The sequence below is a fragment of the Terrisporobacter othiniensis genome (assembly GCF_000808015.1).
Taxonomy (GTDB): Bacteria; Bacillota; Clostridia; order Peptostreptococcales; family Peptostreptococcaceae; genus Terrisporobacter; species Terrisporobacter muris.
This window is the reverse complement of record NZ_JWHR01000147.1, coordinates 1-21,779: the sequence shown is the minus strand read 5'-3', so window position 1 is coordinate 21,779 and position 21,779 is coordinate 1. Positions and strand designations below refer to the sequence as shown.

Annotated in this window: 27 protein-coding genes; 17 read left to right on the top strand and 10 right to left on the bottom strand. The window is 26.7% G+C overall.

All coding sequences use genetic code 11. The annotated features are described in order from the left end of the window. Positions 1 to 126: 126 nt before the first annotated feature. Both QX51_RS17480 and QX51_RS17475 read left to right on the top strand, forming a co-directional pair. The gene (locus tag QX51_RS17480) at positions 127 to 552 is read left to right on the top strand and encodes a CBS domain-containing protein (protein WP_039681189.1); all 426 of its coding nucleotides are present in this window, start codon (positions 127 to 129) and stop codon (positions 550 to 552) included. Between the two features lie 474 nt (positions 553 to 1,026). After that, positions 1,027 to 1,509, top strand: a complete 483-nt coding sequence (locus QX51_RS17475; protein ID WP_052233142.1) for an Lrp/AsnC family transcriptional regulator — start codon at positions 1,027 to 1,029, stop codon at positions 1,507 to 1,509. A gap of 70 nt (positions 1,510 to 1,579) precedes the next feature. On the opposite strand, the gene QX51_RS17470 is transcribed toward QX51_RS17475, so the two are convergent. Both QX51_RS17470 and QX51_RS20785 read right to left on the bottom strand, forming a co-directional pair. Then, positions 1,580 to 2,401: a peptidylprolyl isomerase gene (locus QX51_RS17470; RefSeq protein WP_242842770.1), complete on the bottom strand. Its 822-nt coding sequence runs from the start codon at positions 2,399 to 2,401 to the stop codon at positions 1,580 to 1,582. Positions 2,402 to 2,447: 46 nt separating this feature from the next. Beyond that, the gene (locus tag QX51_RS20785; protein ID WP_161791947.1) at positions 2,448 to 2,732 is read right to left on the bottom strand and encodes a hypothetical protein; all 285 of its coding nucleotides are present in this window, start codon (positions 2,730 to 2,732) and stop codon (positions 2,448 to 2,450) included. A gap of 277 nt (positions 2,733 to 3,009) precedes the next feature. Here QX51_RS20785 and QX51_RS17460 point away from each other — a divergent pair, with 277 nt between their 5' ends. Then, the gene (locus QX51_RS17460) at positions 3,010 to 3,270 is read left to right on the top strand and encodes a TIGR03905 family TSCPD domain-containing protein (protein WP_039681183.1); all 261 of its coding nucleotides are present in this window, start codon (positions 3,010 to 3,012) and stop codon (positions 3,268 to 3,270) included. A gap of 65 nt (positions 3,271 to 3,335) precedes the next feature. Here the strand turns inward: QX51_RS17460 and QX51_RS17455 are convergent, their stop codons facing one another. Continuing rightward, positions 3,336 to 3,791: a hypothetical protein gene (locus tag QX51_RS17455; RefSeq protein WP_039681182.1), complete on the bottom strand. Its 456-nt coding sequence runs from the start codon at positions 3,789 to 3,791 to the stop codon at positions 3,336 to 3,338. A 527-nt stretch (positions 3,792 to 4,318) separates the two neighbouring features. Between QX51_RS17455 and QX51_RS21865 the strand changes: the two genes are divergently transcribed. The 3 genes from QX51_RS21865 to QX51_RS17445 all read left to right on the top strand — a co-directional run bounded on the left by QX51_RS21865 (position 4,319) and on the right by QX51_RS17445 (position 6,192). After that, positions 4,319 to 4,504 (top strand): hypothetical protein, encoded by a 186-nt coding sequence (locus tag QX51_RS21865; RefSeq protein WP_408645582.1) that lies wholly within the window; start codon positions 4,319 to 4,321, stop codon positions 4,502 to 4,504. A 253-nt stretch (positions 4,505 to 4,757) separates the two neighbouring features. After that, positions 4,758 to 5,015 (top strand): hypothetical protein, encoded by a 258-nt coding sequence (locus tag QX51_RS17450; protein WP_039681181.1) that lies wholly within the window; start codon positions 4,758 to 4,760, stop codon positions 5,013 to 5,015. Between the two features lie 232 nt (positions 5,016 to 5,247). Beyond that, positions 5,248 to 6,192 (top strand): CAP domain-containing protein, encoded by a 945-nt coding sequence (locus QX51_RS17445; protein WP_039681180.1) that lies wholly within the window; start codon positions 5,248 to 5,250, stop codon positions 6,190 to 6,192. Positions 6,193 to 6,246: 54 nt separating this feature from the next. Here the strand turns inward: QX51_RS17445 and QX51_RS17440 are convergent, their stop codons facing one another. Beyond that, positions 6,247 to 6,888 (bottom strand): GyrI-like domain-containing protein, encoded by a 642-nt coding sequence (locus QX51_RS17440; RefSeq protein ID WP_039681179.1) that lies wholly within the window; start codon positions 6,886 to 6,888, stop codon positions 6,247 to 6,249. 141 nt (positions 6,889 to 7,029) lie between these two features. After that, positions 7,030 to 7,548, bottom strand: a complete 519-nt coding sequence (locus QX51_RS17435) for a superoxide dismutase family protein (protein WP_079764860.1) — start codon at positions 7,546 to 7,548, stop codon at positions 7,030 to 7,032. Between the two features lie 98 nt (positions 7,549 to 7,646). On the opposite strand from QX51_RS17435, the gene QX51_RS17430 reads away from it, so the two are divergent. From QX51_RS17430 to glpK, 5 genes are all read left to right on the top strand, one after another. Then, the gene (locus tag QX51_RS17430; protein ID WP_039681178.1) at positions 7,647 to 8,456 is read left to right on the top strand and encodes a class I SAM-dependent methyltransferase; all 810 of its coding nucleotides are present in this window, start codon (positions 7,647 to 7,649) and stop codon (positions 8,454 to 8,456) included. A 14-nt stretch (positions 8,457 to 8,470) separates the two neighbouring features. Next, positions 8,471 to 9,010: a hypothetical protein gene (locus QX51_RS17425; protein WP_152607253.1), complete on the top strand. Its 540-nt coding sequence runs from the start codon at positions 8,471 to 8,473 to the stop codon at positions 9,008 to 9,010. A gap of 10 nt (positions 9,011 to 9,020) precedes the next feature. Beyond that, positions 9,021 to 9,278, top strand: coding sequence for a DUF1294 domain-containing protein (locus tag QX51_RS17420; protein ID WP_052233141.1), 258 nt, complete (start codon positions 9,021 to 9,023; stop codon positions 9,276 to 9,278). 139 nt (positions 9,279 to 9,417) lie between these two features. After that, complete coding sequence (locus QX51_RS17415; protein ID WP_018590168.1) at positions 9,418 to 9,618, top strand: cold-shock protein; 201 nt, start codon at positions 9,418 to 9,420, stop codon at positions 9,616 to 9,618. 287 nt (positions 9,619 to 9,905) lie between these two features. Then, the gene (glpK, locus tag QX51_RS17410; RefSeq protein ID WP_039681175.1) at positions 9,906 to 11,411 is read left to right on the top strand and encodes a glycerol kinase GlpK; all 1,506 of its coding nucleotides are present in this window, start codon (positions 9,906 to 9,908) and stop codon (positions 11,409 to 11,411) included. 66 nt (positions 11,412 to 11,477) lie between these two features. Here the strand turns inward: glpK and QX51_RS17405 are convergent, their stop codons facing one another. Next, entirely contained in the window at positions 11,478 to 12,098 is a 621-nt protein-coding gene (locus QX51_RS17405; RefSeq protein WP_039681174.1) for a GntR family transcriptional regulator, read from the bottom strand. 219 nt (positions 12,099 to 12,317) lie between these two features. On the opposite strand from QX51_RS17405, the gene QX51_RS17400 reads away from it, so the two are divergent. Next, positions 12,318 to 13,196, top strand: coding sequence for a DMT family transporter (locus QX51_RS17400; RefSeq protein WP_039681173.1), 879 nt, complete (start codon positions 12,318 to 12,320; stop codon positions 13,194 to 13,196). A 75-nt stretch (positions 13,197 to 13,271) separates the two neighbouring features. Next, entirely contained in the window at positions 13,272 to 14,540 is a 1,269-nt protein-coding gene (locus QX51_RS17395) for a Gfo/Idh/MocA family protein (RefSeq protein ID WP_039681172.1), read from the top strand. Between the two features lie 41 nt (positions 14,541 to 14,581). Here the strand turns inward: QX51_RS17395 and QX51_RS20160 are convergent, their stop codons facing one another. Beyond that, positions 14,582 to 14,977: a YrvL family regulatory protein gene (locus QX51_RS20160; protein WP_278246245.1), complete on the bottom strand. Its 396-nt coding sequence runs from the start codon at positions 14,975 to 14,977 to the stop codon at positions 14,582 to 14,584. A gap of 169 nt (positions 14,978 to 15,146) precedes the next feature. Here QX51_RS20160 and QX51_RS17390 point away from each other — a divergent pair, with 169 nt between their 5' ends. The 3 genes from QX51_RS17390 (at position 15,147) to QX51_RS17380 (ending at position 17,258) form a co-directional block, all read left to right on the top strand. Continuing rightward, positions 15,147 to 16,058, top strand: a complete 912-nt coding sequence (locus QX51_RS17390) for a S66 peptidase family protein (protein WP_039681171.1) — start codon at positions 15,147 to 15,149, stop codon at positions 16,056 to 16,058. 184 nt (positions 16,059 to 16,242) lie between these two features. Next, positions 16,243 to 16,866 (top strand): DUF3867 family protein, encoded by a 624-nt coding sequence (locus tag QX51_RS17385; protein ID WP_039681170.1) that lies wholly within the window; start codon positions 16,243 to 16,245, stop codon positions 16,864 to 16,866. Positions 16,867 to 17,006: 140 nt separating this feature from the next. Beyond that, complete coding sequence (locus QX51_RS17380; protein ID WP_039681169.1) at positions 17,007 to 17,258, top strand: hypothetical protein; 252 nt, start codon at positions 17,007 to 17,009, stop codon at positions 17,256 to 17,258. A 64-nt stretch (positions 17,259 to 17,322) separates the two neighbouring features. On the opposite strand, the gene QX51_RS17375 is transcribed toward QX51_RS17380, so the two are convergent. The 3 genes from QX51_RS17375 to QX51_RS17365 form a co-directional block, all read right to left on the bottom strand. Beyond that, positions 17,323 to 17,961: a cysteine hydrolase family protein gene (locus tag QX51_RS17375; protein WP_039681168.1), complete on the bottom strand. Its 639-nt coding sequence runs from the start codon at positions 17,959 to 17,961 to the stop codon at positions 17,323 to 17,325. A gap of 97 nt (positions 17,962 to 18,058) precedes the next feature. Next, a complete protein-coding gene (locus QX51_RS17370) occupies positions 18,059 to 18,574 on the bottom strand; it encodes a glycerophosphodiester phosphodiesterase family protein (protein ID WP_052233140.1) in 516 nt (171 codons plus the stop codon). Between the two features lie 147 nt (positions 18,575 to 18,721). After that, positions 18,722 to 20,632, bottom strand: coding sequence for an ABC-F family ATP-binding cassette domain-containing protein (locus QX51_RS17365; RefSeq protein WP_039681167.1), 1,911 nt, complete (start codon positions 20,630 to 20,632; stop codon positions 18,722 to 18,724). Between the two features lie 198 nt (positions 20,633 to 20,830). Between QX51_RS17365 and QX51_RS17360 the strand changes: the two genes are divergently transcribed. Further along, positions 20,831 to 21,601 carry a sugar phosphate isomerase/epimerase family protein gene (locus QX51_RS17360; RefSeq protein WP_039681166.1) on the top strand — a complete coding sequence of 257 codons (771 nt, stop codon included), beginning with the start codon at positions 20,831 to 20,833 and terminating at the stop codon, positions 21,599 to 21,601. Positions 21,602 to 21,779 lie beyond the last annotated feature (178 nt).

The following is a 21,779-nucleotide window of genomic DNA, read 5'->3' as shown; positions in this document are numbered from 1 at the left end:
AATTTATTTATACCCTTTAAATTGAATTTGAAAATATAAATTTGAATTATGATGTAAATATGATAAAATTAATAGTGAGGGAAATCCTTTTATAATTAGCTAGTTAATTTTGGAGGTGTAATGTTAATGAATATTTTGTTTTTCTTAACACCAAAAAGTGAAGTGGCTTTTATTTATGAAGACTATACATTGAGACAAACTCTAGAAAAGATGGAGTATCATAAATATTCATCTATACCTATATTGACTCGAGATGGGAAATATGTAGGAACTATAACAGAAGGCGACTTGTTGTGGACATTAAAAGACAATTTTCAAGAAAAAACATTAGATTTTAAAGCATTGGAAGATATGCCAATTAGTACGATAAAAAGAAGAAAGGATAATACACCCGTATCTGTGGAGGCCAATATAGAAGATTTGATATCAAAGGCTAGAAATCAAAACTTTGTTCCGGTTATTGATGACCATAAAACTTTTATTGGAATAATAAAAAGAAAAGAGATTATTGAATATTGTTATGACAAAATACATAAAACTGTAAAAATATAAACATTTCAATAATTAATAATAAAAGGCTTAGATTTTTATGAAGAATAGATAGACTAAACAAGAGTCTATCTATTTTTTTACATACAAGGATAATTATATTTCTCTCAAATTTGTAAATAATTTGTAAAACTAAGCAATATTAATGAATGTAGATAGGTAAAAAAGTTACTTTTGAGCAACATAGGTACTTGGAATTTCATAGATTCCACAAAGTAGCTTAAGGCAAAATGAAGGAATATCATTTGAGTAACAGATTTATATGAGATTTTATAGGGCTCACGCAGTTGCTCAAAATGGTAACGAGGATATATCATTGATGACATGCTTCTCAATTTTTGCGATATGAGTGAATCAAATTTTTTAATAATATATAATATTAAAAAATTATACAAAAATCTACAATAAATGGTAAATTATGTATACACCCTTATTTTATGATGATATAATTGACTGTAAAGGGGAGGTGTTGATTTTATGAAAGAAGATACTTTGAACTTTAATAAAATTGGCTTGAAATTAAATAAGATTGACATGGACATACTAAGCCTATTGGCGAATGATTGTAGAGTATCTTATGCAGAAATAGCTAGAGAAGTACATCTATCTCGTATGGCTGTAAGAGAAAGAGTTATGAAAATGACTGAAGAAGGAATAATTGAAAAATTTACAGTACAGCTTAACTCACCTAAGGTAGGGCTTAATACAGCTGTATTTTTACAAATAGCTGCAATACCAAGTGAAATAGATTATGTTGCAAGTGAACTTTGCAAACATCCACAAATAGAATCAGTATATGCTACGACAGGTAAAAATGAATTGCACGTTCATGGATATGTTAAAGATTTTGAGGAGCTTAATAATTTTATATTTGAAGAAGTATATAAAATTAAAGGGGTTACAGAAGTTAATTTTAATTTAATAACTAAAAAATATAAAAGTAATGGAATATTTATATAATTAAAAACAGCTCTTAGATTACCTAAGGGCTGTTTTGGTTGTAAATCTTTTATATTTTTTATTAATTAATTTATTTATTCATGTATTCAACAGAGTTAGGGAATTTAGCCTTAACTTCGTTTAGTTTTTGTTGGTAAACTTCACCTTGTTTTTGGTATAATAAAGTTCTACCTACTTCTTCAGAAACTTCATCATATGTAGGTACAGTACTTTCTTTTTTATCTTCTAATTTGATTAAGTGATATCCAAATTGAGTTTTAACAGGTCCACTTACTTCACCTTTATTCATATTGAATACAGCTTCTTCGAATTCTGGAACCATTTGTCCTCTTCCAAAAGAACCTAAATCTCCACCAGCATCTTTTGATGGACAAGTAGAATGTTCTTTAGCTGCATCTTCAAAGGATATTTCACCAGTATTTATTTTACCTAATATATCATTTGCTTTTTCTTCGTTGTCAACTAATATATGTTTAGCTGAAGCAGTTTCTGGCTTAGAGAAGTTTTGTTTTTGAGCTTCAAAGAAAGCTTTTTTTTCTTCTTCTGTTAATTGAACGCTAGTTAATATTTTGTTGATAACGTATTGTTTTAATACATTTTCTTCAACTCTTTTCATTTCATTTCTGAAGTCTTCATCTTGGTCTATTTTATTATCTTTTGCATACATGTATAATAATTCTTGATTTATTAAATCTTCTAATACATATTTTTGACCTTCTTCAGTTTGGAATTGTTGTGCTTGATAAGGATCAAGTCCTTGAATTGCACTTTGAACGTCTAAGTTAGATATTTCTTTTTCTCCAACTTTGGCTAATATTTTCTTTTCCATATTGTTAGTTACTCCTTTGCACCCTTGAGATTTTATAATAACTTTCAGTATAAATAATACCAAAAAATATAAACTATGTCTAATATTTCCTAAGATAAATATATGGTAATTAATAACATATGCTTATTACTAATAATAACACTGCACTAATCATACCGACTACACATTCTTCTATTTTATAAGTATAAACATTTTTAAAGGAAATATAGAAGTAGATAAAAATAAATAATACTTTTAACCACATTAATGTTATATTAGTAGGATATAGCAAAAATGATGCTAATGTTAATATAAAAGAAATTAATGTAGAAATTCTATAATATATTACTATATTATCTAAAAATTTATATTTTGCCTGTGAAATACCAATATTTATTATGTATATTATTGCCAAAATGCTAAATATTAAAAAAGAATTTCTTTCCATATAAATATTTGGAATAAAAATCCACTTATATATTATTATGGGCCAAAAGATAAGAGTCAGTCCTCTAAAACCCATTTCAAAAAAATACTCTTTTTTCAAAACTATACTCCTTTCGCATAAGTAGTATCTTACTATTACTATTTACCTCAATTTTGCTTCTTAAACATTAATTATATCAAGATAAATAAATACAATATCATTATAGCATTTTTTTAATCATAAATTATTATGGGGGTGAAGAAAATTGTATAGATATTATACTCATGGTGTTTGTGCAAAATCAATCTTATTAAATATAGAGGATGATATTTTATTAGATGTAGTATTTGATGGAGGATGTGATGGGTCATTAATTGCTTTAAAACATTTCGTTGAAGGAAGACATATTGATGAAATAATTGATGAACTTGAATATATACCTTGTAGAAATAGAAATACCTCTTGTCCAGACCAACTTGCAAAAGCACTTAAAATTTATAGAGATTATGTATTTAATAAAGAGTAAATAATAATAAAAAACTTCTACTAAAATAGTAGAAGTTTTTTATATGTATTAATTATTAATTAATATTATTGCTTTGTAACTAATATAGCTATTTTGTAATCTGGATTGTAGCTTATTTGTACAAGTTGATTTCTCTTAATATTTTCTAAATCTTCTCCACCATAAGCAATTTGTAATTTAACAGGTGTTTTACCTTGTTTTATAATTGCAACGTATTCCTTTTTACCCTTTTTCTCAACCTTTATTAAGTTACCAACATAAGGTTTAAATGTTTGATATTTTTTACTTTCATTTCTCATATAGAAGAAAGTACCAACAGCTATTGCTATGTTTATTGCAAAAGCATACCAACCATTAAGTCTCATTGCTGCAAATACTATGATAACAACAATCATAGCAACTATTGGAAGTATAGCTTTTTTTAAAAGGATTTTCCCCATTATTTCGTTGGCTTTTTTTTCTGGGCCGCTCATTGTTTTAGATCTTGCAAATGATTCGGCAAATTTTTGTCTTATGCTCATTTCAATCCTCCTGTTTCCTTAATAGAATTTAATCTATTTATCTTTGATACTTGAAACAAATATTATATTTATATTATTAACAAAATATCTATTAAAATTTATATTCAAGATTATCAAAATATAATAACTATTTTAACATAAAAAGTATAAAAAGAAAATAAATGAGATAGGAAAAGATTTTTTAAAATAATAATAATTTTATTAAAAAATAAAAGATTTGAAAACTAATAAGTATAACGGTGGTAATATTAATTATATACAGCTATTTTAGTAAAAGATAAAAAATAAGGGGAGATGATGACGAAAAATTTTTCATCATCATCAAGGATATTAAAATCTATATCACTAAGATTATCTTTACATTAATTATAAAGAACTAATTAGAATTTAATGTAAATTTATTATGAAAAAAATTGATTTAAACCCAATTGGAAAAGAGGCACAAAACTACTTTAAAAATGAAAAATTATCATGTTCAGAGTCAGTATTAAAAGCAATTTAGAGTTGCTTCTAGATTTTCTGGAAGAATAGATGGTTGTGGATGTGTTTGTGGTACATTATCAGCTACAAATATATCTATAGGTTTATTATTTAGCAGAAGTGAAGGAAATGATTCGTCTATAAATAAAGCAAAAGAGCTAAGTAAAAATATTCATGATATATTTATAGAAAAAATAGTTCTATATGTTGTAAGTAAATTACAAAGGGATTAGAAGCAGAAAGTGAAGAAAAATTGAATAAATGTTATAATCTTATTGGAGAGATGGCTTATGATACAGCTAAAATAATATCAGATGAATTAAAAATTGAATACTAGTAATAATTTTGATTTTTCTTGATGTTTACAAAAAGCTAATTAGGATTATGGATTTATATAATTAGGACAAAAGAAAATATTTTAATTATTTTATATTTGTGTATAATATATAATTATAATGAAAAATTATTATTAAGGAGTGTCATCAAATGGAAGAGTTATATAAAATGATAGAAGATAAAATACATGCATCAGGATATGAAGGACATATAAGTGGAGAAGAAATTTATGATGAAATATGTGATGAAATAGAGGATAAAGAAGAAGGTAGTTACATATTTATGAGCAAAAAAGAAGATGATGCAATATACGAGTATAAAATTGATGTAATGAAAGATCAATTTAACTTATCTTATTTAGATATAAAATCAAATGGAAAAACATATCATATAGATTTTGATAATTAACAAAAAGGTTACAAAAATGAATTGAAAAGTTACAACATAATGAAAATTATGTTGTATTTTTTTTACTAAAAAATAAGTATATTTCAGCATTTATGTGGGTAAAATAATAAATTTACATTAAATAACAGTTAAAAATCTAATGAATAGATGTTAGAATACTAATTACAGGGGTAACACACACCCTAAAGGTTACAAAAAAGTTACAAATTTAGAAAATAGGACGGTGGATATTATGAACAAAAAATTTAAGACATTATTAACGGCAGGATTAATTACTGTAATAGCAGGATCTAGTATAGTATCATCAAGTGCTTTAAGTAAAAAAGTAATAACTAATTATAAAACGAAAGGTGCAATATACCTTGTTATAAATGGTAAAAAGTATAAAATATCTCTAGGATGTAATAATAAACCATCTCAAAATGGGGATTCTTCTATAGGAAGCAATAACAATTCAAATACTGGTAACGATAATAACCAAGATAATAACAATAGTAATACAGGAAATGATAATAACCAAGGTAATAATGATAGTAACACTGGAAATGATAATAACCAAGGTGATAGCGATAGTAGCATTGGAAACGATAATAATCAAGATAATAACAATAGTAATACAGGAAACGATAATAATCAAGGAAATAGCGATAGTAATACAGGAAACGATAATAACCAAGATAATAACAATAGCAATACAGGAAATGATAATAACCAAGATAATGATAATGTAGTTGAAAAACCAAGTGACGACAATAACACATCAAATGATAATCAAACTACAACAGGATCATTTTTAAGCTTCCAAAAGGAAGTTACTAGACTTGTTAATGTGGAAAGAAGTAAAAGAGGTTTAAGTGAATTATCTTTTAATACTCAATTATCTAATGTGGCAACAATAAAATCACAAGATATGATAAATAAAAATTACTTTGACCATACTTCTCCAACTTACGGTTCTCCATTTGATATGATGAAGCAATTTAACATAAGCTATAGAACTGCAGGAGAAAATATAGCCATGGGTCAAAGAACACCAGCGGAAGTTGTAAATTCTTGGATGAACTCTTCAGGACATAGAGCAAACATATTAAATGCAAACTTTACAGATATAGGTATAGGTGTGGCAAAAAGTTCAAATGGAACTTTATATTGGACTCAAATGTTCATAGGTAAATAATAAATAAGGGTTGTGTAATAAACAATTAAATATTGTTATGACACAGCCCTTTTTCTATAGTAAGTTTTTTTGTACAGGAAACCTAAGAATGGTTCTTAATTTTTCAGGTGAAGTTCTTCTAGGGTCTGATAAATAAATTTCATGATGTTTTCTAATATTACTTGTAACATTTACTAAATTGTTATCTTCTATGTATTTATCAATTTTAGCTATAGTTCTCAGCTCATCATCATAAGATCCGATATGCATGGACTGCACACAAAGCCCCTCATAAAAAGTTTCAAATTTAGTTTTTGAAAAGTCTAAATCAGGTTTTTTATTCTTACATTCATGCAAAGCCCAATTAAAAATATCTTTATCAACAAAGTCAGGTTGGGCAATCATAGAAGTCCATAACCATTTCTCTTTATTTACATTAAAATCAAGCTTGCCATTTTCTAGATACCATAAACCTTCCAAAGGAGGAATTACATATTCATAATAGCTATCGATATGATTACTGCCATTTTTACTCATTTTAATAGTATAAGTAAGAGAGTATAAGATTTGCATAGCATTTTGGTAGTTTTCTCCTGTTGGTTTTCCATTTCCATCTATCATAATATAATTTAAAGGTGGAACATCTATTAATGTAGGTTTTTGCTTTGAGGAATATAAGTTTTTATATTCTTTTTTGAAATCAAACTTTCTAATCATAACTCCTCCCCATGTATCACTTAAAAAAATATAGAAATAATAAAATCTACTAAGTAAATAATAGTTAGATTAATTATTAATGTCAAGTTTGGAAAAATAAAAGAGTATTATTAAAATTATTTAATAATACTCAAAAAATATTTAATAATGATAAGGTAAAATTACACCGCAAGCAATTTTTTTACCGGACATACCAGAAGGTTGAGAAGTGAAATCATCACGGTCTTCGTGTAGGATAATAGATCTCTCTAGTATATCAATTACACGAAAACTATTTGTAAAAACAGATAATATACCAATTCCATTAGCCGATAAAATTGGTGGCAAATCACCAGAATGAAATGGATGTATGTTGTTATTTGGATTAAAATGACTTCCTACAGATGGAAATGGGTCTTCAGATTTATCTATTGTGCAATCTCCTCTTTCATGTATGTGAAATCCATGAAATTTTGTAGGTTCACCCTTAGAATTGGTATCTGGTATACCTATAATATAAGCCTTAATATAGACACCATCGTCTAGTTGATAAAAAAGAACTTCTCCTCTGATGGAAGGGTTATCCTTATTGCCATGAATTATAGCTATGGCAGTGGGGTAATCAGATCGATAAGATGAAAAGAAATTAGTCATCTCATTATTTATTATTGGCAGTTCCATATTTAACCCCCTTATATTTAAAATTATATAAAGTATTTTATGATTTTTGAAAATAAATTGTTACAATATATATAGGAGAATATGGGGGAGGGAAATGAATGAATATAAATGAAATAAAATTAAAATGGAGATTAAAAGATCAAGATAAAGAAGCAAACATAAACTTATGGGATGAAAAGGCGGATTACTTTGGAAATTATGTAATTCCAACTTCAGAAAATGATGAATTTATAAAGCTTTTAAAAGAGGAAAATTTAATTAATAAGGATTTTAAAGTTTTAGATGTGGGTTGTGGAGGAGGAAAGTATACTCTTGCACTAGCACAGGAATGTAGCTATATATATGGAATAGATTTATCGTCTAAAATGATAGATTATGCTAATGAAAATAAAAGAAAGCTTAATATTGATAATACTTCTTTTATTTGCGATGATTGGCACGAATTAGATATGAATAAATCCAATTTATATAAAAATTTTGATTTGGTTTTTGCATCAATGACACCTGCTATACAAAGCGCATCTACTTTTGCAAAAATGAATGAGGCTAGCAAAAAATATTGTGTGTTAAGGTGTAATATAAGGAGAAAAGATTTTGTTTATGATAAATTAAGTGAAATTTTAAATCTTTCACAGAAAGAAGAAAACTTAAACTTTTTATATGCATTTAATATGTTATATCTGCAAGGTTACACTCCAAGAATTAATTATGAAGAGAAAACTTGGTCATACAAGGAAACCTTAGAAAAGGCCTATAGTACATATGTAAAAAAAATTAAAACTATTAAAACAATTAATGGTGATGAGGAAAATAAAATAAGTGAATTTTTAAAAGGCATAAGTAATAGTGGATATGTTGAAGAAGAAATAAATTCTACTATAGCTACTCTTATATGGAATGTAAAATAAAAGGAGGAGTTAATTTGAAAAGGATAGCCATTTTAATTACATTTCTATGCTTATTATTAGGTGTAGGGTGTAATAATAAAAACAGTAAGGAAGAAATTGTAGAAGAAGGAAAGGATACACCTTCTGTAAACTTAATTATGATTAGTGAAAGTAAGTACTTTACAGAAAGTGAATTTATAGATGAAGAAAATAGTGCTGATGGATATTACAAACAAAGCTATAAATATGAAGATATTAAATTTACAGTGGAAAGAATGAAACATAAAGAGTATTCTGATTTTCCAGTATACATAGAAGATAATGAAATATATGATTTAAAATACAGTGATAAGAATATAAATGATGAAATGAATATGGATTTATCTTACCCAGCCATTAAAGCTACATATATGACTAAAGTAGATGATAAAGAAGTTTTCAGTGAAGATATATTAATTTCTGATGATCAATGGGATTTTCGAATTCATCTAGAAATAAATCTGGATAAATATGATGAAAATTCTAGTATAATAGAGGATATAGTAAAAAATATAAAAATTGAAGAAGTTAGTTAGGAGAAATAAATTGATATATTACTTAATAATAATAAATTTAATTGGATTTTCTCTAATGTATATAGATAAGAAAAAATCTATAAAAAATGCTTATAGAGTACCAGAAAAGAATTTGTTTTTTATATGTGTAATAGGGGGAAGCTTAGGTATATTAGTAGGAATGTATAGATTCCATCACAAAACTAAGCATAATAAGTTTGTATATGGAGTACCTATATTACTGGTAGTCAATATAATGATTATTTGCAATATAATAAGCATATTCTAGAGACTTCATAAGATATATACATGAAATTAAAATAATAAAAATAAAAAGGTAGCTATTTTATAAATATAATGTTATAATAAATATAGAAATACACAGTAAGTCAAGAGAAACTTGATGTAGGTTTATAGGAGATTCCAAAATGAATAACGGAACAGTAAAATGGTTTAACAACGAAAAAGGATTCGGATTTATATCTGTAGAAGGTGGAGATGATGTATTCGCTCATTTCACAGCTATACAAGGTGATGGATTCAAATCATTAGAAGAAGGTCAAAAAGTAAGCTTTGATATAGTTGAAGGTGCTAAAGGTCTTCAAGCAGCTAACATAACTATATTATAATATATATTTGTCAGAATGCTTTTAAAGATCCCTACGGGGGTCTTTTTTTAATTGCAAGGAATCTTTTATTATAAGGGGTTTGATTCTCCTATGTATTGATAAAGCAAAGTGAATTGTCATATTAAAATAAGTTTTATATTATTCTAAAGTGATTTATGAATATACTAATAAATAATTAAGATAGAAAATGCTTTTACAAACTAATTATGAGAATATATAATAAAATTATATACAAGAATAATATTATTTTTAATAAATTACTTCATTTTGAAGTGGGAGGAAAATTAATGGAAAAAAAATATGTAATTGCTCTTGATCAAGGAACAACAAGTTCTAGAGCGGTAATTTTTAATAAACAAGGAGAAATAGTATCTGTTTCACAAAAAGAGTTTAGCCAAATATTCCCACAGTCGGGATGGGTAGAACATGACCCTATGGAAATTTGGGGATGTCAAAGTGGTGTTATGCGAGAAGCTGTAGAAACTGCATCAATAGACCCAAAAGAAATAGCTGCTATAGGAATAACAAATCAAAGAGAAACTACAATAGTATGGGATAAGAATACAGGAAAGCCTATTTATAACGCTATTGTATGGCAATGTAGAAGGACTTCAAAGATTTGTGATGAACTGAAAGGGAAAAATTTAGAACAGGTTATAAGGGACAAGACGGGGCTTATAATAGATGCCTATTTTTCTGCAACAAAAGTTAAATGGATATTAGACAATGTAAAAGGTGCTAGAGAAAAAGCTGAAAGAGGAGAACTTTTATTTGGAACGGTAGATACTTGGTTAATATGGAAGTTGACAAATAAAAAAGTTCATGTAACAGACTATTCAAATGCTTCTAGAACAATGATGTTTAATATAAATGAATTAAAATGGGATAAAGATATACTAAATGAGCTGGATATTCCATTAAGTATGCTTCCTGAAGTTAAACCATCTAGTTATATATATGGTAATACAGATATGCATATATTAGGAGAAGAAGTTCCTATTGCAGGATGTGCAGGTGACCAACAATCAGCATTATTTGGACAAACTTGCTTTGAAGAAGGTAGCGCTAAAAATACTTATGGAACAGGCTGTTTCTTATTAATGAATACAGGAAACAAATTAGTTAAATCAAAAAATGGATTATTAACTACAATTGCATGGGGTATAGGAGAGAGTGTAACTTATGCATTAGAAGGAAGTATATTTATGGGAGGTGCATCTATTCAATGGCTTAGAGATGAACTTCGTATGTTAAAGAATGCTTCTGATAGCGAAGATTATGCAAATAAAGTAGAGGATACAAACGGTGTATATGTAGTACCAGCTTTTACAGGCCTTGGTGCACCTTATTGGGATATGTATGCAAGAGGAACTATAATTGGTCTTAGTAGAGGGTCTAAAAAGGAACATATAATTAGAGCAACTCTAGAATCTATAGCTTATCAAACTAAGGATGTACTTTCTGCTATGGAAGAAGATTCTAATATATTATTAAAAGATTTAAGGGTTGATGGTGGTGCTAGTAAAAATAATTTCTTAATGCAGTTTCAATCGGATATTTTAAATGTAAATATAAATAGACCTAAAATTGTAGAAACAACTGCCCTTGGTGCAGCATACTTAGCAGGATTAGCAGTAGGTTTTTATGATAATCTTAGTAATATAAAAAATAATTGTAAATTAGATAAGCATTTTACACCCTTTATGGAAGAAGAGAAAAGAAAAAAGCTATATAAGGGATGGAAAAAGTCTGTATCTAGAGCTCTTGATTGGGCTAAAGAAGACGAAGAATAATAAGAAGGCATATGAAGATCACAAACTTCATATGCCTTTATTAATAGTAAATTCTCAAGTAAAAATCTAATCGTATAGGAAAGTTGGCACTGAATTGTAAATATATCTGTCACCAACAACTAATAAGATATCATTTTCCATAAATACTATATAAGGTCCTGGAGAAATGATTAACTCATCTCCTCTTTTTATTGCTACAATAGTAGCCCCAGTATTTTGCCAAAACTTAGTTTCAGCTGCTGTTTTTCCAATGTATTTACAATGAGACTCCACAGTAAATTGTATAGGAACTAGTGGGTTAATAACTTCTAGTCTATCAGAGTAATCTAATATTTTGTTTAATGTAAGGACTATATCATTGTCAATTTTTGATTTGTTCTCAAGTAATCTATAGAGATTACTTTTATAAGAAGAGATATTTGTAATATCTTCATATTTTTTTATAAAAGATAAAGCATTATCTGAGGATAAGACAATTACTCCCTTACCTTTAATACTTTCGACTATATCAATATCCTCTAGTAATTTTATGGCTCTTCTTATTGTTTCTGGAGAAACATTATATTTTCCAGCAAGTATAGAACGCCCATAAAGAGTACTACCTTCCTTTATGTCCCCTGTATGTATCTTATTAGCCAAATCTAGTGCTATTTTTTGATATATAGGAACGGTATATTTTTCTTTCATTTATTCACCTTCTACTTTAAAATTGTAAAATCATAAAATAATATCACTATTAATATTGTATATATAATTTAGAAATATGCAATATGCTATCATAAAAAATATAAATATGTATAAATATAAATATAGTTAGATGGGTATAAAAAATTTGACTATTGTATTTTTCACATATAAAATAAATTAGTACAATTTTAGAAAAGATTAATAATAAAAGGAGAAAAAATGAGTGAAATAACAAGATCAAACAGATTAAAAGGCATAGTTTTTATAATTCTATCTGCCTTTGGATTTGCAGTTATGTCAGCTTTTATAAAATTATCAGGTGATTTACCTAATATACAGAAAGTATTTTTTAGAAATCTAGTAGCTGCAATAATTGCATTATTTTTAATTATAAAACATAAAGGAAGCTTTACAGGAAAAAAAGAAAATAGAAAAGTTTTAATTTATCGTTCTTTATTTGGAACAATAGGAGTTATTTTTAATTATTATGCCATAGATAATTTAGTTTTATCAGATGCAAATATGCTAAATAAAATAAGTCCATTTTTGGTAGTAGTATTTTGTGCTTTAATATTAAAAGAAAAAATAAATATAAAGCAAATATCTGCAATAATTGTGGCATTTATAGGTGCTTTATTTATTATAAAACCATCTTTTGATGTTAGAGTAGTGCCATACGTAATTGGATTTTTAAGTGCAGTATTTGCAGCTCTTGCATATACTTGTGTAAGAATGTTAGGGAATAAGGAAGAATATTATACTATTGTATTTTTCTTTTCTAGCTTTTCATTAATAGCAGTACTGCCAATGTTTATTTTAGTTTATGAACCTATGACAAGTATGCAGTTTATATATTTACTATTAGCAGGTGTATTTGCCAGCCTCGGTCAATTTGGAGTTACTCTAGCTTATAAATATGCACCAGCTAAAGAAATATCTATATTTGATTATAGCAATATAATATTCTCAGCTATTTTAAGTATATTCTTATTTGGAGTGTATCCAGATAGCCTTAGTGTATTAGGTTACTGCATAATTTTTGCTGCTGCATTCTATATGTTTTTATACAATAAAAAGCAAGATAAGTTGAGAAAATAATCTAAATTTAAAAATATATATTATAATTATTTATAGAGGTAATTTATTATTCTAATAAATAAAGGGGATTGTTTCATGAATAAAATTAAATTAGCTATAATTGGAGCGGGTGTAAGAGGTAGGTACACTTATGGGGAATTTATAAAAAATAATAATGATATATGTGAAGTTGTACAAGTTGTAGAGACAAAAATAGGAAGAAGAAAAAAATTTAAAGAAATATTTAATTTATCTGAAGATAGAGTATTTGGAAATATAAAAGATTTTTTTGAAAAGGAAAAAATAGCAGATGCAGTTATAGTATGTAGTGATGATAATACCCATTTTTCAATAGCTACTGCTGCTTTAGACAAGGGTTATGATGTTTTAGTAGAAGGCCCTGTGGCTAATAACTTAGACAAATTATTTCATTTAAAAGATGTATGTGAAAATAATAAAGATAGAATTTTTATGGCTTCAATGCCTTATAGATATTCAAATGTATTCTTGAAGCTTAGAGAAATAATAGAAAGTAATGAAATGGGAAATTTAATTAACATTAATTATAATTCATATATAGGATATGAAAAGTTCGTACATAACTTTGTAAGAGGGAATTGGAGGCTAGATAATGACACAGCACCACTTCTTTTAACAAATAGTTGTTACGATTTGGATATGCTTGAATTTCTAACAAATTCTAAGTGTGAAAAGATTTCTGTCTTTGGTAGATTAAATCACTTTACAAGAGAAAATCTACAATTAAATATGAGCCAATTATGCACAAGATGTAGTAAGGATAAAGAATGTCCTTATTGCGCTGAGAAGATTTATCTTAGTAATAAAGAAATAAGTAGAGGGATACATATAAATCCAACCAAAGAAAATTTGAAGTCTATATTAAAAGAAGGACAGTATGGACAATGTGTATACTCTTGTGATAATAATGTTTCTGATAATTTAATTAGCGTATTAAAGTTTAAAAATAATATTACAGCTACGCTTAATATCACTGCATTCACAAAAGAAGAAGATAGAAATATAAGACTTATGTTTACACATGGAGAAGTTTATACAAGTTTAAAAGAAAACACTATATATATTAAAAAATTCATAGATAATAAGGACATAGTAATAAAACTTGAGAAAGATAACAGTAATGAAAAAATGATAAAAGATTTTATAAGTGAAATAAAAAATAGGAATATTAATAATTTAAATTCAAGTGTTCTTTCAACTATAAGTAGCCATGCTACAGCATTTGCAGGTGAATTTGCAAGTGTAAGTGAAGTAGTAGTAGATGTAGATGAGTTTTGGAACGAATCTTGTGAAATGACTAAGGCAATTGAAAAATTACTATTTTAAGTTTAAGTAAAAAAATCGCTTCGCTTATGCGAAGCGATTTTTTATATTTTGCTTAGAAGTAACATATCAGAATACATATCTAACAAATAATAAAGTAAAACAAATAGAATTTGATTAGCAGGGCTTATACTTATGCCTTCCATAAAAAAATCTACAATTCCAACAACTAAAGAAGAAAAAGATGTATATAAAATAAAATCTATGGCTCTTTGTTGAAACCTAGAAATATTACTTTTAATTTTAAAAAGACCGATTAGAATAGAAGTATAGTAATCAGCAGGAATAAGCATAACGTAACAAATTATTAAAAAGATTATAACACTAATATAGGAATCGTATGTAAATCCTAAAAAAGATAAAAAACCTATGCCAACGACAGTATATATGATTGCCTCAAATACTAACATGGTAACCATATATATAATAAAGGACAGCACTGTAAACTTTAATACTATTTTTTCTTTTTTTATATTAATCAACTCCTAGAAATATTTTAATAATATATAACTATAAATATTTATAAAAAAACTACTTATAGTAATATTACGATTTGAACTCGTATAAAATGCTTATAAATAAGTAAAATGTTATGGAATGGGGGATAATATGAAATATCCAAAGGCTTTGGAAAAAGGAGATACTATTGGGTTGATTGCACCAGCAGGACCATTAAGAGATATAAAAATTGAAGAAATAAAATATGAATTAAATAGATTGGGTTATAAAGTTAAAATAGGTAAGAGCTGCTATTTATCATATAAAGGATATTTAAGTGGAAAAGATGAAGAGAGGGCATTAGATTTGGAAAGGATGTTTTTAGATAAGGATGTAGACGCTATTATTTGCATTAGGGGAGGATATGGTTGTGCTAGGATTCTTAATTTAATAGACTTTACTATAATTAGAGATAATCCAAAGGTATTTGTGGGATTTTCTGATATTACAGCTCTTCATATAGCTATAAACCAGATTTCTAATTTGGTTACTTATCATGGAATCATGGCGGCAAGTATAAAAAAATGGGATGATTTTACTTATAGCTCATTGATAAAAGCATTAAATTTCAAAGAAGAATTATTAGTTGAAAATCCATCTAATGAAAAATTAATATCTTTATATGGCGGTTGTTGTGAAGGATCAATAACAGGAGGGAATTTATCTATAATTGTTTCAACCTTGGGGACTGAGTATGAGATAAATACTAAAAATAAAATACTATTTATTGAAGAAATAGGAGAATATACTTATAAAGTGGATAAAATGTTAAATCATCTACAGATGGCGGGGAAATTTAATGATTGCAATGGAATAATATTTGGTGAATTTACAAATTGTAAGAAAGCATTTCAAAATGATGAAGGAATTTTAGATATACTTAAAGAAATTGCCCAAAAAAATAAAAAACCAGCAATATATAATTTGAAATCTGGTCATTGTATACCTATGGTTACAATACCTTTAAATATGAGTTGTTATCTTAATTGTAATGAAAATCAAATAAAGATAAGAAAAATATAAGTTAAGGATAGTAAAACTATCCTTAAGAAGATTTATTTTGGGGAGTAACCAATAATAATAATATAGCGAAAACAAGAAATAGACGAAACGACAAAATAATCACCACATTTCTTTTTATATTATGTATATTTTAATAAGTGTGGTATAATTCTTATTAAGTATAATTTTGGCAGGAGGAATTAACATGTCTGATGATAGAATAATTGATTTTAACGAATTAAAGAATAAAGTGAAAGACAGTGATGTGGATAAATTTGAAAATTATATGTATGATTTATATTTCTCTGTAGCAAACGGAAGTATGACCATGTCTCAGTTTACATCTAAAATATATGAATATATGAGAGAAAATAATATATCTCAAGAAAAATTTATGAAGATGCAAAATAAATTAATGGAAAGATATGGTGTAGATCCAGCAGAATTAGATCAACAAATAAAAAACCTAGGATTAAACCCTAATAAACTAAGTTTTGATGACTTAAGTAAACTTAATCCTACAAATAATACACAAAGTACAATAAATACCGTAAATGAAAAAAAATATAATGATATAGATAAAAATTCTGATTTTTATAAGAAGTATAATAGTGATTTAGAAAATAAGGAATTAATAACAACTTTTTTAAAAGATGAAGTAAACGATATAAAAATAATTATTGAAAAAGAAAAGGTTATTCTAATTAGTGAAGGTTCTATAAACCTAGTGGATGCTCAATTAAATGAATTATTATTATCATATAAAAGTATGTATAATAATAAATTAAAAGTAATTATATGTGAAAATTGCAAAGAGTACGATTATTAAAAAATACACTTCATTAGAAGTGTATTTTTTACGTATAAGGAAATTAACATTAAATATTTACAGAAAATTTTAAATCTTATGGATTTATTAATAGAAGTGAAATACAATAGGGGTATAAAGGGGGAATGGAGGAGTAGAAAATGAAATTAAAAGTTGTTATAGGTATTTTATTATTGTTTTTCGCACTATTTCTAGGAATTAATGACGTTTATGTTTTTGGCATACCAACTATTTTAATTATTTCATGTTTATGTATAGCAGGTTTATTTTACACTGGATTTACAGAAATATTAGTAAACACTGAATGTGAAGATTGTACTTTAGGAATTATAAATATTTTTCTTGGCCTTGTATTGTTAAGTATGACACTTACTAACAATATAGTAGCTTAACTTGCAATTAAAATAAAAAGGTGTTATTTCACTTTAAAAAAGACACCTTTTTATTTTAATGAAACTATATTAAAATTTTTTTGACTACATTTATTCCGTTTTGAATCATACTATTTAAGAAAATAGTGTTTAAAAAATCACCACTATGAACCATATCTATATCATAAGTTTCAATTAAATTCATAGGAACTATAATATTTTTATCTAAATTATTTTGATTGAAGTATGTTTTTAGTGTCAGTACAAATTGATATACACAAATATCAGTGCAACATCCTACAACTATAAAATTATCTAAATTTTTATATTTTTCCATATCCATTACAAAGAATCCATTGGTAGAATTTTTTTCTAATATATCCATATTGTCTATAGACAGGATTTCTTCAACTACTTCACTTTCTTTATCTCCCCTTAAACAATGAGTAGGATAACTTTTCAGTTCTACAGCATCCTCATTATGAGTATCTGTAAAAGCTACTATTGTATTTATTTTAGAAGATACTGATTTTCCAAAATCAGCTATTGGCTTTATTATTTTTTCTACCCTTGGAGAAGATAGAGCACCTTCTTTAGCAAATCCATTATTCATATCTACTATAAATAATCCAGTTTTATTTAAATCATAGTCATTAATTTTAATTTCACATAGATTTTCTAAGTTGTTAACTAATGCTTTGTAATTATCTAATATTTTTTCCATTATAAAACCTCCCGATATAATATAAACTTATTTTATATTTACTGAGAGGTTATGTCAATACATATGTATATACAGTTGGTTTTCTTAAAAGTAAAATTTAAAGTCTGTATTTATAAAGTCTTTCACTTATTAAATAAGACCTTGTTATTTTAGGACAAAGATCCTTTACTTTATTAAGACTTTTCATTCTAAAAGAAGATATAATAACTCTTCTTTCCATTTTTAATTCTTTTACTAAGTTTATTACATCTTCTTCCAAGTTTTTATATTTTATTTTATTATTTTTAAGCTCTATATTTATTATAAAGTCTGTTGGTTTAAATAATGTCAGGACCTCTTTTAGAGTAGGGATTTTACAGTCTTTGTTATTTTCATAATTTTTAAAATTGGAATTTAGAGACTGAAGCTCACTTAAAGTCATATCTTTAATATAACCAGTACCATTAAATGTACGATCAACTTTTTCATCATGAATAACGACAATCTGGTTATCTTTTGTTTTTTGAACGTCTAGCTCTATTCCATATATGTTTAAGTTAAGACATTTTTTAAAGGCCAACATGGTGTTTTCCGGGTAAAATCCACTGAGGCCTTTATGGGCGATTATTCTCATTATCTAAACCTCCAAACTAAATTTTAAGCAACGGGATAAGTCGAAGCAGAGCAAGGACTTAGACGTTGGCGCCATGATAATTTTAAGCAACGGGATAAGTCGAAGCAGAGCAAGGACTTAGACGTCACGAGATGAGCGAAGAAAATTTTATTTTTGATTAGCTATCTCTTCTGCCAAATTATTTAAATATTCCCATCTTTCATATTTATATTCTAATTCTTCTTCAAGTTTTGCTTTTTCGTCCATTATTTCTTGAAGTTTTGTAAAGTTAGTAGCAAACTTACTTGTACTTTCTTCAAGTTTTTCGATTTTTTCCTCTAAAGAAGCAATATCATCATCGATAGTATCAAATTCTCTTTGTTCATTAAATGAGAATTTAAGTTTTTTATCATTTTTTGGCTTTTCTTTTTTAACTTTTTCTTCCTTAGGAGTACTTTGAGTAAATTCTTCAAACTTTATATTCTCATTTTCTCTGTATACTAGATAGTCACTATAATTTCCTGTATATATATGAATTTTCCCTCTACCTTCATAAGCGAATATTTTATTACAAATTCTATCAAGGAAGTATCTATCGTGGGATACAGTTATAACTACACCCTTAAATTCATCTAAATAGTCCTCAAGACGATTTAAAGTTTCTATATCTAAGTCATTTGTAGGCTCGTCTAGCAAAAGAACATTAGGTGCAGACATTAAAACTCTAAGAAGATGCAATCTTCTTCTTTCCCCTCCAGATAGTTTTCTAATATAAGTATATTGCATAGTACCATCAAATAAGAATTTTTCACACATTTGAGAAGCAGTAATTTTGCTACCATCAGCAGTTGTAATATAATCACTTTCTTCTTTTATATAATCTATGGCTCTCATATCAGGGTGCATATGGGAATCATCTTGTGAGAAACAACCTATCTTAACTGTTTCACCTATTTCTATTTCACCACTATCTGGTTTGATTTTTCCGTCAAGTATATTTATTAAAGTTGATTTACCTAAACCATTTTTACCTATAATACCTATTCTGTCATGTCTAGCCAAAGTATATTCCAAATTATCTATTACTTTTTTATCATCAAAAGTTTTAGAGATATTGTGGATTTCGATGATTTTGTTTCCGAGTCTTGAAGATCCGACAGAGATGTCTAATTTTTCATCAATTACATTTTTATCTGCATTAACTAATTCATCAAATCTTTGGAGTCTTGCTTTTTGTTTAGTACTACGAGCCTGTGCGCCACGTCTAACCCATGCCAACTCTTTTCTAAGTAGGTTTTGACGTTTAAGTTCTGAAGATTGCTCTAAATCAAGTCTCTCAGCTTTTTTTTCTAAGAAAACAGAGTAGTTTCCTTCATAACTAAAAAGTCTGCCTTTATCTAATTCTAGAATTCTGTTAGTAACTCTATCTAAGAAATATCTATCATGAGTTATCATAAGTATTGAACCTTTGAATTTGTTTAAATATTCCTCTAACCAGTCTATAGTATCATTGTCTAGATGGTTGGTAGGTTCATCTAGAATCAATAATTCACAAGGAGTAATCAAAGCAGAAGCAAGAGAAACTCTTTTTCTCTGACCTCCAGATAGTTCCTTTATTTTTTGGTTAAAGTCTTTTATTCCCAATTTCATAAGAACAGTTTTTGCATCACTTTCCAAATCCCATAGATTTAAGTCATCCATTTTACTTTGAAGAGAAAGTAATTTAGTATTTAATTTTTCATCATAAGTATGATTTATTTTTTCTAATATATCTTGATACTCTCCTATTAACTTCATTTCAGCGGAAGTACCTTTAAATACTTGCTCAAGAACGGTTGCTTCTTCATCGTAATAAGGATTTTGTGGAAGATATTCAATTCTAACCTTATTAGCCTTGATTATGGTTCCACTTTCACTTTCCTCAACTCCAGCTATTATTTTTAATAAAGTAGATTTACCAGTCCCATTAACACCAATAAGTCCTATTTTTTCGCCTTCGTTTATACCTAGAGAAATATTATTTAATAGAGTTTTCTCTGAGTAGTTTTTATTTATATTTTCTAAGCTTATTAAATTCATTTCTATCACCTTTGTTTTTCTTGTTTATTATATTTATAACTTATAATCAAAATATAAATTTATTATAACTCAAATACATATTCATAGACTAGTTATTTTAAAAAGATAAAGTTTTTCTAATAAATACAAATTTAGTTTATATATGCTAAAATATAATAAGTTTATAAAAATAATATAAATAAATTTTGGGGTGGGAATATGAAATTTTATGTATCTCAATTGGTGGAAACTGAAAAAATTTTACCTATACTGAGAAAATACGATGTGGGTTTAGAAGTTGTGCAATTCGCAAATCCTTATATATTAGATAATAGATATGAAATTATGGATATATATATAAAGGAGTTAAAAGAATTATATAATAATGTTGATTTAATAATTCATGGGCCTTATGCAGACTTGTGTCCAGGAAGTAGAGATCATGAGATAAGAAGAATCAGTAAGTTAAGAATGGAACAAGCGTATGAAGTTGCAAATTATTTAGGTGCTAAAAAAATAATTTATCACAATGGATATACACCAAGGACGTATACTTATATTGAGTGGAAGGAAAATGTATATAATTATTGGGCTGATTTTATGAAAGGCAAGAATAGTATTCCTATTATTATAGAAAATGTTCTTGATGAAGATTATGAGCTTATGGATGATTTGATGAGAAGGATTGAGAAGAATAATTTTTTTGCTTGTTTAGATGTGGGACATGTTAATGCTTATTCTAAATATAAGGTGGAAGAATGGATAGATGTGCTGTTATTTAAGTTAAATCATATTCATTTACATAATAATTTTGGGGATAAAGATAGTCATTTCAGCATAAATAAAGGAAGTATGAATATAATAAAAATTCTACATAAATTAAAAGAAACTAAAAAAGATTTAACTATATCTTTAGAAATAGTAGATTTAAAAGAAATAGAAGAAAGTTTAGATATGTTAGTTAAAGATGGATTTATTAAATTGAAATAGTAAGGGGATTTGTTATGATTATAAATTATTCTAATAGCTATGAGGATTATAAAAAAGCATATGAAGGAGTTTTTAAAGTATCAAGAAATACAAAATGCATAGGAATAGCATTGGTATTTTTTGCAATGTATTTATTTTATAGTGGATATTTAGATGAAATATCTCAATTTTATATTAA

What these genes read in the sequence shown, in the direction of transcription:
- QX51_RS17480 (WP_039681189.1), top strand. Translation starts at nt 127, where the DNA reads ATGAATATTTTGTTTTTCTTAACACCAAAAAGTGAAGTGGCTTTTATT.
- QX51_RS17475 (WP_052233142.1), top strand. Translation starts at nt 1,027, where the DNA reads ATGAAAGAAGATACTTTGAACTTTAATAAAATTGGCTTGAAATTAAAT.
- QX51_RS17455 (WP_039681182.1), bottom strand. Translation starts at nt 3,791, where the DNA reads ATGAGCATAAGACAAAAATTTGCCGAATCATTTGCAAGATCTAAAACA.
- QX51_RS17450 (WP_039681181.1), top strand. Translation starts at nt 4,758, where the DNA reads ATGGAAGAGTTATATAAAATGATAGAAGATAAAATACATGCATCAGGA.
- QX51_RS17445 (WP_039681180.1), top strand. Translation starts at nt 5,248, where the DNA reads ATGAACAAAAAATTTAAGACATTATTAACGGCAGGATTAATTACTGTA.
- QX51_RS17440 (WP_039681179.1), bottom strand. Translation starts at nt 6,888, where the DNA reads ATGATTAGAAAGTTTGATTTCAAAAAAGAATATAAAAACTTATATTCC.
- QX51_RS17435 (WP_079764860.1), bottom strand. Translation starts at nt 7,548, where the DNA reads ATGGAACTGCCAATAATAAATAATGAGATGACTAATTTCTTTTCATCT.
- QX51_RS17430 (WP_039681178.1), top strand. Translation starts at nt 7,647, where the DNA reads ATGAATATAAATGAAATAAAATTAAAATGGAGATTAAAAGATCAAGAT.
- QX51_RS17415 (WP_018590168.1), top strand. Translation starts at nt 9,418, where the DNA reads ATGAATAACGGAACAGTAAAATGGTTTAACAACGAAAAAGGATTCGGA.
- glpK (WP_039681175.1), top strand. Translation starts at nt 9,906, where the DNA reads ATGGAAAAAAAATATGTAATTGCTCTTGATCAAGGAACAACAAGTTCT.
- QX51_RS17405 (WP_039681174.1), bottom strand. Translation starts at nt 12,098, where the DNA reads ATGAAAGAAAAATATACCGTTCCTATATATCAAAAAATAGCACTAGAT.
- QX51_RS17400 (WP_039681173.1), top strand. Translation starts at nt 12,318, where the DNA reads ATGAGTGAAATAACAAGATCAAACAGATTAAAAGGCATAGTTTTTATA.
- QX51_RS17395 (WP_039681172.1), top strand. Translation starts at nt 13,272, where the DNA reads ATGAATAAAATTAAATTAGCTATAATTGGAGCGGGTGTAAGAGGTAGG.
- QX51_RS17390 (WP_039681171.1), top strand. Translation starts at nt 15,147, where the DNA reads ATGAAATATCCAAAGGCTTTGGAAAAAGGAGATACTATTGGGTTGATT.
- QX51_RS17385 (WP_039681170.1), top strand. Translation starts at nt 16,243, where the DNA reads ATGTCTGATGATAGAATAATTGATTTTAACGAATTAAAGAATAAAGTG.
- QX51_RS17380 (WP_039681169.1), top strand. Translation starts at nt 17,007, where the DNA reads ATGAAATTAAAAGTTGTTATAGGTATTTTATTATTGTTTTTCGCACTA.
- QX51_RS17375 (WP_039681168.1), bottom strand. Translation starts at nt 17,961, where the DNA reads ATGGAAAAAATATTAGATAATTACAAAGCATTAGTTAACAACTTAGAA.
- QX51_RS17370 (WP_052233140.1), bottom strand. Translation starts at nt 18,574, where the DNA reads ATGAGAATAATCGCCCATAAAGGCCTCAGTGGATTTTACCCGGAAAAC.
- QX51_RS17365 (WP_039681167.1), bottom strand. Translation starts at nt 20,632, where the DNA reads ATGAATTTAATAAGCTTAGAAAATATAAATAAAAACTACTCAGAGAAA.
- QX51_RS17360 (WP_039681166.1), top strand. Translation starts at nt 20,831, where the DNA reads ATGAAATTTTATGTATCTCAATTGGTGGAAACTGAAAAAATTTTACCT.